Source organism: Tahibacter sp. (assembly GCF_035481375.1).
Lineage (GTDB): Bacteria > Pseudomonadota > Gammaproteobacteria > Xanthomonadales > Rhodanobacteraceae > Tahibacter.
Genome location: NZ_DATIGT010000029.1, coordinates 1 through 9,890 on the forward strand (window position 1 = coordinate 1; position 9,890 = coordinate 9,890).

Annotated in this window: 9 protein-coding genes; 5 read left to right on the forward strand and 4 right to left on the reverse strand. The window is 68.1% G+C overall.

Features of this window, described 5'->3' with window-relative positions; genetic code table 11:
- On the forward strand, nt 1-1,653 hold a 1,653-nt coding region (locus tag VLF18_RS01970), incomplete at its 5' end, for a S9 family peptidase (protein ID WP_325277936.1).
- Nucleotides 1,654-1,737: 84 nt separating this feature from the next.
- On the opposite strand, the gene VLF18_RS01975 is transcribed toward VLF18_RS01970, so the two are convergent.
- Nucleotides 1,738-2,868 (reverse strand): PQQ-dependent sugar dehydrogenase, encoded by a 1,131-nt coding sequence (locus VLF18_RS01975; RefSeq protein ID WP_325277937.1) that lies wholly within the window; start codon nt 2,866-2,868, stop codon nt 1,738-1,740.
- 179 nt (nt 2,869-3,047) lie between these two features.
- Between VLF18_RS01975 and VLF18_RS01980 the strand changes: the two genes are divergently transcribed.
- Nucleotides 3,048-4,163, forward strand: coding sequence for an FAD-dependent oxidoreductase (locus tag VLF18_RS01980; RefSeq protein ID WP_325277938.1), 1,116 nt, complete (start codon nt 3,048-3,050; stop codon nt 4,161-4,163).
- Here the strand turns inward: VLF18_RS01980 and VLF18_RS01985 are convergent.
- Complete coding sequence (locus VLF18_RS01985) at nt 4,144-5,961, reverse strand: oligopeptide:H+ symporter (protein ID WP_325277939.1); 1,818 nt, start codon at nt 5,959-5,961, stop codon at nt 4,144-4,146. The two genes, VLF18_RS01980 and VLF18_RS01985, sit on opposite strands and share 20 nt — an antisense overlap.
- Nucleotides 5,962-6,107: 146 nt before the next feature.
- Here VLF18_RS01985 and VLF18_RS01990 point away from each other — a divergent pair, with 146 nt between their 5' ends.
- The 3 genes from VLF18_RS01990 (at nt 6,108) to VLF18_RS02000 (ending at nt 7,715) form a co-directional block, all read left to right on the forward strand.
- On the forward strand, nt 6,108-6,497 hold the full coding sequence (locus VLF18_RS01990) for a DUF488 domain-containing protein (RefSeq protein ID WP_325277940.1): 390 nt from the start codon (nt 6,108-6,110) through the stop codon (nt 6,495-6,497).
- 69 nt (nt 6,498-6,566) lie between these two features.
- On the forward strand, nt 6,567-7,040 hold the full coding sequence (locus VLF18_RS01995; protein WP_325277941.1) for a TfoX/Sxy family protein: 474 nt from the start codon (nt 6,567-6,569) through the stop codon (nt 7,038-7,040).
- Between the two features lie 54 nt (nt 7,041-7,094).
- The gene (locus tag VLF18_RS02000) at nt 7,095-7,715 is read left to right on the forward strand and encodes a methyltransferase domain-containing protein (RefSeq protein ID WP_325277942.1); all 621 of its coding nucleotides are present in this window, start codon (nt 7,095-7,097) and stop codon (nt 7,713-7,715) included.
- 118 nt (nt 7,716-7,833) lie between these two features.
- Here the strand turns inward: VLF18_RS02000 and VLF18_RS02005 are convergent, their stop codons facing one another.
- Both VLF18_RS02005 and VLF18_RS02010 read right to left on the reverse strand, forming a co-directional pair.
- Entirely contained in the window at nt 7,834-9,333 is a 1,500-nt protein-coding gene (locus tag VLF18_RS02005) for a choice-of-anchor Q domain-containing protein (RefSeq protein ID WP_325277943.1), read from the reverse strand.
- Between the two features lie 115 nt (nt 9,334-9,448).
- Nucleotides 9,449-9,745, reverse strand: a complete 297-nt coding sequence (locus tag VLF18_RS02010; protein ID WP_325277944.1) for a hypothetical protein — start codon at nt 9,743-9,745, stop codon at nt 9,449-9,451.
- Between the last annotated feature and the right edge of the window lie 145 nt (nt 9,746-9,890).

Here is a 9,890-nt window from a genome sequence, read left to right on the forward strand (position 1 = left end):
GAGCTGTATTTCGTCGACGCCGACGGCGAACGCAACGACATCCTGTTCGGCTACCGCGCCGGCAAGGACACGGTTGGTTCGCACATCAAGGCGGTCAAGCCCGAGTTCGCGAGCGGCATCCTCATCGACGAGCTGCGCGACGACGACGACAACATCCTGATGTTTGCGATCGATTGGAAACGCAGCGCGGAGCCGACGCCGCCGACCGTCTACAAGTTCGACGTGAACGACGGTTCCAAGAAGAAATTATTCGTGTCGCCGCTGCGACTGACCTCGGGCTTCCTCGCCGACCATGCCGGCAACATCATGTTCGCCTACGGCAACGACGTCGAATCGAACTGGCAGGTCATGTACCGCGACAAGGACGGCGGCGACTGGGTCAACGTCTTCGACGGCAAGAGCACGCCGGGCCGCGCGAAGCCGCTTGCCTACGATCGCGACAACAAGCTCGTGTACTGGTCGTGCCAGCCCGAGGGCAAGGTCGGCGGACTCTGCACCTGGTCGTCCGAAGACCGCACGCTGAAGCCGGTCTGGTCGGCCAAGGACGTCGAGATGGACGCGCTGATCACCGATTTCGACGACACGACGGTCGTCGGCGTGCGCGCCTATCCGGGCCGTTCCGCGATCGGCGTCATCAACAAGAAGACGCCGATGATCGAAGCGATGACGGCGCTGATGCAGCAGTTTCCGGGCGAGACGGTCGACGTGACCTCGGTCAGCAAGGACGGCAAGCGCGCGATCGTGGCCGTGTACAGCGACGTGAATCCGGGCGAGTTCTATCTGTTCGACCGCGAGAACAAGAAGCTGTCGCCGCTGCTCAAGCGCGCCGACAAGATCAATCCCGAGCAGATGGCGTCGATGGAGCCGATCAAGCTCAAGTCGCGCGACGGCCTCGATCTCAACGGCTATCTGACGCGGCCGCTCGGCCAGGAGCAGGGCAAGAACCTGCCGCTCGTCGTCGTCGTGCACGGCGGTCCGTTCGACGTGCGCGACTACTGGGGCTACGACACCGACGTGCAGGTGCTCGCGAGCCGCGGCTACGCCGTGCTGCAGGTCAACTTCCGCGGTTCCGGCGGCTACGGCTACGCGTTCGAGACGGCCGGCTACCGGCAGTGGGGCGCCGCGATGCAGGACGACGTGACCGACGCGACGAAGTGGGCGATCGAGCAGGGCATCGCCGATCCGAAGCGCATCTGCATCTACGGCGGCAGCTACGGCGGCTATGCCGCGCTCATGGGCACGATCCGCGAGCCCGGCCTGTATCGCTGCGCGATCGGCAGCGTCGGCGTCTACGACCTGCGCCTGATGCTGAGCCGCGGCGACGTGCAGGACACGAAATACGGCGAGAACTACATCAAGCGCACGGTCGGCGACGACGCCGCAACGCTCGCCGCGCGCTCGCCGATCACGCAGCTCGACAAGATCAAGGCCAGCCTCATGCTGATCGTCGGCGGCCAGGACAAGCGCGTGCCGCCGGTCCACGGCGAGAGCGTGCACAACGCGCTGGAGAAGCGCGGCGTGAAGCACGAATGGCTTTACCAGCGCAACGAGGGGCATGGTTTCTACGACGAGAAAAACGTCGAGGACATGTACGCGCGCATCCTCGCGTTCCTCGACGCGAACATCGGCGCGAAGCCCGCCACGGCACCGTGACCCGACTTGAACTGACGTGATGCGTCCGCCGCGGCCGGGCCGCGGCGGACGGAATCAGCGGCGGCGCACTGCGCCGCCGATTTTTCAGGACTTCGCGCCGGCCGTGGCTTTCGGCGTCAGGTGCAGCAGGCGGCCGCCCGAACCGTCCTCGAGCAGCCAGATCGTGCCGTCGGGACCTTGCTCGACTTCGCGAATGCGCTCGCCCATGTCATAGCGCTCGACTTCCTTCGCCTTCGTGCCGTCGAACGCAACGCGCACGAGCGCCTTGCTCGACAGGCCCGAGATCAGGCCGTTGCCGTCCCAGCCCGCAAAGCGCTTGCCCGAATAGATGACGAAACCGCTGGGGGAGATCACCGGCGTCCAGCTCACGGCCGGCGCATGGAATTCCGGCCGCGTGTCGTGATCGGGAATCGGCTTGCCGTCGTAGTGATCGCCGTTGGAGACGATCGGATAGCCGTAGTTGTCGCCGCGCACGACGAGGTTGAGCTCATCGCCGCCCTTCGGGCCCATCTCGACGTCCCAGAGCGTGCCGGCGCGGTCGAACGCGATGCCGAGCGGATTGCGATGGCCGAGGCTCCAGACCTGCGCCGCGACGCCGCCCTGTGCCGCGAACGGATTGTCCTTCGGTACCGAGCCGTCGTCGTTGAGGCGCAGGATCTTGCCGAGATTCGACGCCATGTCCTGTGCCGGATCGAAATGCTGGCGCTCGCCCGAACTGATGAACAGATGCCCGTCCGGCGCAAACGCGAGGCGGTGGCCGTAGTGGCCGCGGCCTTCCTTCTTCGGCACCTGGCGCCAGATCACGGTGAATCCCTCTAGCGCGCCGCCGCCGTTCGCGTCGAGCACGAGCTTCGCGCGCGCGACCGCGGCGCCGCGCGTGTCGCCGTCGCCGGCCTCGGCGTAGCTCAGATAGACCCAGCCGTTGTCGGCGAATTTCGGATGCAGCACGACGTCGCCGAAGCCGCCCTGGCCGCCGTAGTCGACCTCTGGCGTGCCGCTGACGTCGCCGACCTTGCCGTCGGTCGTCACGACCTTGAGCTTGCTCTTCTTCTCGGTCACGAGCAGGCGGCCGTCGGGCAGGAAGGTCATGGCCCAGGGTTCGTTGAGCTTGACGACGGGCTTCGCGTCGAACGGCGCGGCGCCGTCCTCGGCGCAGGCCGCGGCGGCGGCGCACAGCGACAGGCTCAGCAGGAGGCGGGCGGTGATCGTGGCCATGGCGGTTCTCGGCGTGCGCGGCAGTTCGCGGGGAAGGTCTTATATGCCCTGACTCGCGCAAAGAAAACGTCAGTCGCCGCGACGCGGCTGCAACCGGATCGCCACCGATCTGCAACCAAAGCCTCACATGGCGTGTGTACTTTGCCGTTTTTCCCATTCCCACGGACGGAATCCGGCGCATGCCTCACGCATCAGCGATCGTCGTCGGCGCCGGCATGGTCGGGCTGGCCCTGGCCCGCGCCCTGGCCCTGCGCGGACGCCGTGTCGTCGTGTTCGAACGGCACGAGCGCGCCGTCGGCGCGTCGCTGCGCAACACCGGCGCGGTCACGCCGCTCGCGGTCGGCGATCCCGACGAACTCGACCGCGCGCGGCGCTCGCGCGCGGTGTGGCGCGAATTCTGCGAAGCCGCCGACGTCTGGCACGACCCCTGCGGCTGCCTCGTGCCCGCCACCGACACCGGCGAGTGGGCACTGCTGCAGGAGTACGCCGCGGCCGGCCGTGGCCTGCGCGAACTCGAACTGCTCGACCCGGCCGCCGCGCGCAAGCGCTCGCCGTGGCTCGCCGCGCGGCAACTGCGCGGCGCGCTGTTCTCGGCCGAGGACCTGCTCGTCGATCCGCGCGTCGCGCTGCGCCAGCTGCCGCTGTGGCTCGCCGCGCGGCACGAGATCGAGTTCCGCTGGAAGCACGCGGTCACGCGCATCTCGTATCCCTATGTCTGGAGCGGCGGCCGGCGCCATGCGGCCGACGTGATCTACGTCGCCGGCGGCATCGACACGACCCAACTGCTGCCCGATGTCGCCGCGGCACCCGAGGCGCGCCGGCATCTGCTCGTGCGTCTCGCCGCGCAGCCCGAAGGATTCCGGCTCGGTGCGATCGTCGCCAATGCCGCCGCGCTCGCGCTCGGCGCCGGACGCGACGCCGCGGCGGCGAAGCATCTGCCGGCGGCGACGCCGGCGCTGCGGCTCGTGCAGAGCGGCAGCGGCGAGCTGCTGCTCGACGCGGGCCATGCCGACGCCGATCTCGATACCGCGACCGGCGCGCGGCCGGCGCTCGACGCGCTCAAGCGCATGGCCGAATTGCCCGACGGCCATGCCGCACAGCTCTGGACCCTGCCGCAGCTCGCCGCGAGCGGCGCGGCGAGCGCGGTCGAAGCGCTCCCCGGCGTGATCGCCGTCGCTGCGCCCGGCCCCGACGGCTTCGGCATGACGACGGCGTTCGGCTTCGCCGAAGACCTGATCGCGGGCAACCTGCGCGCGGACGGCGGCGATGCCGCGCTCAGCGCACGCCGTGCATGAGCCGGCGCAGCAGCGGCGCCAGCACCAGCGCGGCGAGGCCGCAGCCCAGCCCGATATAGAGCATCACGGTGAACAGATGCGCGTACTTCGCGCCGGCGTCGGCGAACGCCAGCGCCGCACCGTCGGGAATCTCGATCGAGGCCAGCTTGCCGAATTCCGCGGCCAGCGTTTCCGAGAACGCGGTCGCGAGGAACCACGTGCCCATCATCAGGCTGACCACGCGCGGCACCGACAGCTGCGTGACCGCCGAAAGGCCCACCGGCGAAAGGCACATTTCCCCAAGTTCCAGAATGAAATAGGCGAGAACCAGCCACCAGACGCTGGCCAGCTGTCCGCTCGCGCCGGCATGTTCGGCCGCCCAGAGCAGCGGCAGGAATGAAAGCCCGGCCAGAATCAGCCCGAGCGCCGACTTCACCGGCTTGGACGGATCCATGCCGCGCCGGTCGAGCCAGCCCCAGAGACCGCTGAACAGCGGTGCGAGCAGCACGAGGAACATCGCGCCGAGATAGGTCAGCGAGCCCGCGGTCTGCGGCAGCACGAGCGAGTCGCGCACGAGCAGCACGAGCGTGATCACGACGACGCTGCCGAACAGCAGGCGCGGCGCGCGCGAGGCCGGATCGCGGTCCGACAGCCGCGCGGCGACCACGAAGGCGCCCGGCGCGAGTACCAGCACGACGATCGACCAGGGCGTCGTCCGCGCGAACAGCCGCAGGTTCGCGAGCCAGTCGCCGGTCCAGTTCAGCGCGGGCGTGGGCTGCACCAGCGACGGCACGATGTCCTTGGTCAGCAGGCGGTCTGTGAAGGTCACCCACGAGCCGTAGGTCTGCTCGTACAGCGTGAAGAACACGAGGCACATCGCGATCATCGAGATCAGCGCGATCATCTGATGCCGCTGCACGCGGTCGCACTGCGTCGCGATGAACCAGAAGAACCAGACCAGCACGGCCAGCATCATCAGCAGCATCAGCGCGAGCGCCGGCGTCAGCGCGCCGCCCAGCTTGAACGCGCCGTTCGCGACCGCCCACATGAGCCCCGCGACCGGCAGCAGGCCGAGCATCGCCGTGCCGTAGATCAGCCACTCGCGCGGCATGCCGGCGACGCGTTCGCTCAGCTTCGCCGGGTCCGGCGGTTCGGCATGGCCGCGCAGGTATTTCTGGCCCCAGAGAAACTGCGCGAGGCCGAGCAGCATGCCGACGCCGGCGACGCCGAAGCCGTAGGCCCAGCCCAGCGTCTGGCCGAGATAGCCGCAGATGATCGAGGCCAGCAGCGAACCGAGATTGATGCCCGCATAGAACAGCGCGAAACCCGAATCGCGGCGCGGATCTTCCGGCGCGTAGAGCTTGCCGACGATCGTCGAAATATTGGGCTTGAGAAACCCGACGCCCATGATGATCAGCGACAGCGAGAAATAGAACGCGAGCAGCGCGGACTCGTCGCGCTGCACGACCCCGTCGACGACGCGCGCCTGCGTGCCTTCGATCGCCATGCCGAGATGACCGAGCACGAGCAGCAGGCCGCCGAACACGACCGCCTTGCGCATGCCGAGCCAGCGGTCGGCGAGCAGTCCGCCGATCACCGGCAGGCAGTAGACCAGGCCGCCGTAGGCGCCGATCACGTCATAGCCCGAGTCGTCGCCGAAGCGGTGATGCTGCAGCAGATACAGCAGCAGCAGCGCCTTCATGCCGTAGAACGAGAAGCGCTCCCACATCTCGGTGAAGAAACAGACGTAGACGCCTTTGGGGTGACCCAGAAACGTATCGCTCCCATCGTAGGGTGCGGCGACGGCGGAAGCGGACATGCGGATTCCGGAGCGGGGACGGTGGCCGAGTATAGACGCGGCTCCGGCTGCGTCCGGCGCTATGCCATTCCGGCGCCGTTGCCGCGCGGGCCGCCTGCGCTAGACTCCTCCGCGTCACGGCCGGCGGCCGTCAGCGGAGACATCGCATGGCCGTTCGCGTCGTCCGGCTCGGCAGTCCGCGCGCACCCGGCGAGGGCACGCGCATCGGCACGGTACGGCGTCCGCCGCGCGGCGTGCCGAAGACCGAATTCGCCGCGCAGGACTGGTACGACGTCTGGTTCCCGAACCTGGCGCCCGACCCCGAGACCGTGAAGCTCGGCCAGAGCGCCGAAACACCGGCGCAGTGGGCCGCATTCAAGAAGCAATACCGCCGCGAAATGGCCGCCGCCGATGCGGCCCGCACGCTCGATCTGCTCGCCGCGCTGTCGCAGCAGGCGAACTTCTCGGTCGGCTGCTATTGCGAAGATGAGCAGCGCTGTCATCGCTCGGTGCTGCGCGAGTTGTTGCGCGAGCACGGTGCGCTGGTCGGCGACTGACGGAACATCGCACGCTTCGGCGTCGCGTCCCGAGCGCCGCCGGCTCCCGCAACCTGGAGAAGATTCACGATGGCTACCGATCTATCGTTCGTCGAATACATCGCCGAGCAGTCGCGGCTCGAAAGCAGCCTGACCTGGAAGAAGATGTTCGGCGAATACGCGCTGTATCTCGGCGGCAAGGTCGTCGCGTTCGCCTGCGACAACAGTCTTTTCATCAAGGCCTCGCCCGAGACGGCCGCACTGACGGCGGCGTTGCCGGGACGCCCGCCGTATCCGGGCGCGAAGGACTATCCGGTCGCCGACGAGCTGCTCGACGAACCCGATCAACTGCGCGCGCTGCTGCTCGCGACCGAGCGTGCGATGCCGTTGCCGAAAGTCAAAGGGGCGGCGAAGAGAGTGAAGGCGTCGAAAGCGGTGAAGAAGGCGCCTGCGATGAAAGCGCCGGCGAAAAACGCGGCGGCTCAGAAAACGGCGTCGAAGACGACGCCGGCGAAGAAGCCGGCAAGCACGAAGACGGCGACCAGGAAACGGCCCGTGCGGTAACCGCAGAAAAACCGCGATGCAGTGGTTGCCTTGGCGTTGCAAAGGGTATTCGGGATGGAAGCGAAGCAGCACTGGCAGCAGGTCTACACGACGAAGGCGACCGACGGCGTCAGCTGGTTCCAGCCGGAGGCGGCGACCTCGCTGCGCCTGATCCGCGACACCGGCGTCGCGCCTGACGCCGCAATCATCGACATCGGCGGCGGCGCGTCGACGCTCGTCGATGGGCTCCTCGGCGCCGGCTGGTCGAACGTGTCGGTGCTCGATCTGTCCGCCGCGGCGCTCGACGCGGCGCGTGCGCGGCTCGGTCCCGCAGGCGATGCCGTGCAGTGGATCGAAGCCGATGCGACGCGTGCCGCACTGCCCGCTGCCGCGTACGCGGTCTGGCACGACCGCGCCGCGTTTCATTTCCTGACGGCAGCCGAGGATCGCGTCGCGTATCGCGACAACGTGCTGCGCGCGCTGGCCCCCGATGGCCACCTCATCGTCGCGACGTTCGCCGAAGACGGCCCGACGCAGTGCAGCGGCCTGCCGGTCTGCCGCTACGGCGTCGACGAACTCGCCGCCGAATTCGGTACGGCGTTCGTGTTGCAGCACCATGAGAAAGAGGCGCATCGGACGCCGACGGGGAACGTGCAGCAGTTCGTGTATTGCCGGTTTCGGCGCGTACGTCCGTAGCGCCAGGCGAGCAGCCGGCGGTCGGGCCTGAACGGTTCGTCGCCCAGTCGGCTGGACGGTCTGGATAGGCAAGAGTTTCGTGCCCAGCCACGCGGCAATCCAGAAGCCCGACGCCTCCTCACCCCTGAAATCCGCTGCGAAAAATCACGTCGATGAAGCTGTGCTCGACTGCGCCGATGTCGCAGTGGCTCGTGCCGTCGATGTCGCCGTCGAGCGGACGCGGAACGCCGCGCGCGTCGCGCGCGGCGCAGTGCGCGTCGTCGCCGCGGTCGACCGGGAGACTGCCGTTCGTGTACATCATCGTCGGCACGTAGCCGCCGGTCATGCGCGGCGCCTGCAGCCAGGGCATCGCGCCGACGATCTGGCTCGTGCCGTCGCCGCTCGTCCAGCACGCGTCGTTCGCGTAGAGGTTGTGGCCGCTGTTCTGCTGCGCGGTCGAGACGATGCAGTCGCGGTTCGTATTCGCGCCGTTGAAGATGTTGTTGTACAGCGCGAGCACGTTGCTCGATGCCTGGAGCTGGTTCGCGAGGCCCGGCGAGCGCGCGACGTTGCCGCTGAACGTGTTGTTGGTCATCGCGAGCGAGCAGCAGTTGATCAGCGCCGCGCCGCCGCCGGCCTGGTTGCTCGTGTTCTCGTGAAACGTATTGTTCGTCAGCGTCGCGAGCATGCCGAGCGGCTGCAGGAACCCGACCGCGCCGCCGCGGCTGCCGATGTTGCCGTGGAAATAGTTCGCATCGAGTCGCGTCTCGCCGCCTTGGCCATAGACCGCGATCGCGCCGCCGTCGCCGGTGCCGTCGATGTCGTAGGTCACGGTCGGATTGCGGCATGCCGTCGCGTTGTCGACGAAGCTCGTGTCGGCGATCTGCGCGAGCGCATTGGTCAGCGCAAGCCCGATCGCGCCGCCGCTGCCGCTGCGGCAGAACGATGGCAGCTGGTTGCCGAGATAGATGCGGTTGTCGCGAAACAGCGAGCGCGCGATCGTGACCGGCTGACTGCCTTCGGCGAACAGCGCGCCGCCGCTCGCGTCGCTGCTCGCCTCGTTCGCCGACATCGACAGGATGCGATTGCCGGTGAAACGGCTGTCCTCGATCGTCAGCGCGCCTTTCGTATAGACCGCGCCGCCGCGCACGACCGGATTCGTCGTCACGCTGAGATAGGCCTTGCATTGGTCGGCAACGATGCGCCGCAGCGTCGTCGCCGTCGCCGCGCGGCGAATGCGCACGCAGCCGCCGTTGTTGACGACCGCGCCGCCGCGCAAGGTCAGATCGCGGATCTCCAGCGCCGTCGTCGTCGCATTCTCCTCGACCGTGAAGATCTGCCGGCCGTTGCCGTCGACGACGACGTAATCCGCACCGCGGTCGCCGTTGATGAGCACATTCGTGCCGTTGATCGGCGGCAGCGGCTCGGCCAGCACGACCTCGGCGATGGGATTGGACGGCGTCGTCGGAATCGCGAAACGGATTTCCTGCAGCGCGCTCGTCGACGGATTCAGGCTCAGGATCGCCGCGCGCAGCGTGCCGCTGCCCGATGAGGCGCCGCTCGTGACCCAGATCGGGTTCTGCGCGTGGAGCGGCGCGGCCGATGCCGCCGACAGCAGCAGAATCCATGCGTGTTTCATGGTCGTCATCGTGGCGAGCGATTGCCCGGTCGATGATCGAATACGCGGACGCGGCGCGAAAACCTTAAGGGCAGCAGGGAGGGGGGGCGAGAAAATGCCGGTGACGGCTGCGCTTTCACTCGCTTCTCACTTCTCCCGGCTCTTTGCGTGTTCCCGCCTGCTCGTCCGCGCGCCCGCTGAACAGCGATTTGCCCGCGCCCATGCCGCCGGCGATTTCCAGCTGCAGCCGCTGTGCATCGCGTTCGCGGATGCGCGCGTCGATATCGTCGATCTCCGTGTCGGGTACGTCGAGCCTGGCGAGTGCGGCGCGGCCGAGCACGACGGCCGCGCCGGGCAAGGTGATCACCGGCAGCAGGTCGATATCGTGTTGTTCGGCGGTACTCCAGCGGCGTTCGCCGCGTACGAACCGCATGGCGACGGCCGCACGTAGGGCGGTCTTCGCCGGAGGCGAAGCCCGCCGTCATTACGGCGGCCGTGGTTTCGATGGGGGTGCTGCGCCTGCTGGGCGGTGGCACGATCCTCGAGAACAACATCGTGCAGACCGGTGCCTCCGCCGG

Coding starts and splice junctions, on each gene's coding strand:
- VLF18_RS01975 (WP_325277937.1), bottom strand. CDS start 2,868: ATGGCCACGATCACCGCCCGCCTCCTGCTGAGCCTGTCGCTGTGCGCC.
- VLF18_RS01980 (WP_325277938.1), top strand. CDS start 3,048: ATGCCTCACGCATCAGCGATCGTCGTCGGCGCCGGCATGGTCGGGCTG.
- VLF18_RS01985 (WP_325277939.1), bottom strand. CDS start 5,961: ATGTCCGCTTCCGCCGTCGCCGCACCCTACGATGGGAGCGATACGTTT.
- VLF18_RS01990 (WP_325277940.1), top strand. CDS start 6,108: ATGGCCGTTCGCGTCGTCCGGCTCGGCAGTCCGCGCGCACCCGGCGAG.
- VLF18_RS01995 (WP_325277941.1), top strand. CDS start 6,567: ATGGCTACCGATCTATCGTTCGTCGAATACATCGCCGAGCAGTCGCGG.
- VLF18_RS02000 (WP_325277942.1), top strand. CDS start 7,095: ATGGAAGCGAAGCAGCACTGGCAGCAGGTCTACACGACGAAGGCGACC.
- VLF18_RS02005 (WP_325277943.1), bottom strand. CDS start 9,333: ATGAAACACGCATGGATTCTGCTGCTGTCGGCGGCATCGGCCGCGCCG.
- VLF18_RS02010 (WP_325277944.1), bottom strand. CDS start 9,745: ATGCGGTTCGTACGCGGCGAACGCCGCTGGAGTACCGCCGAACAACAC.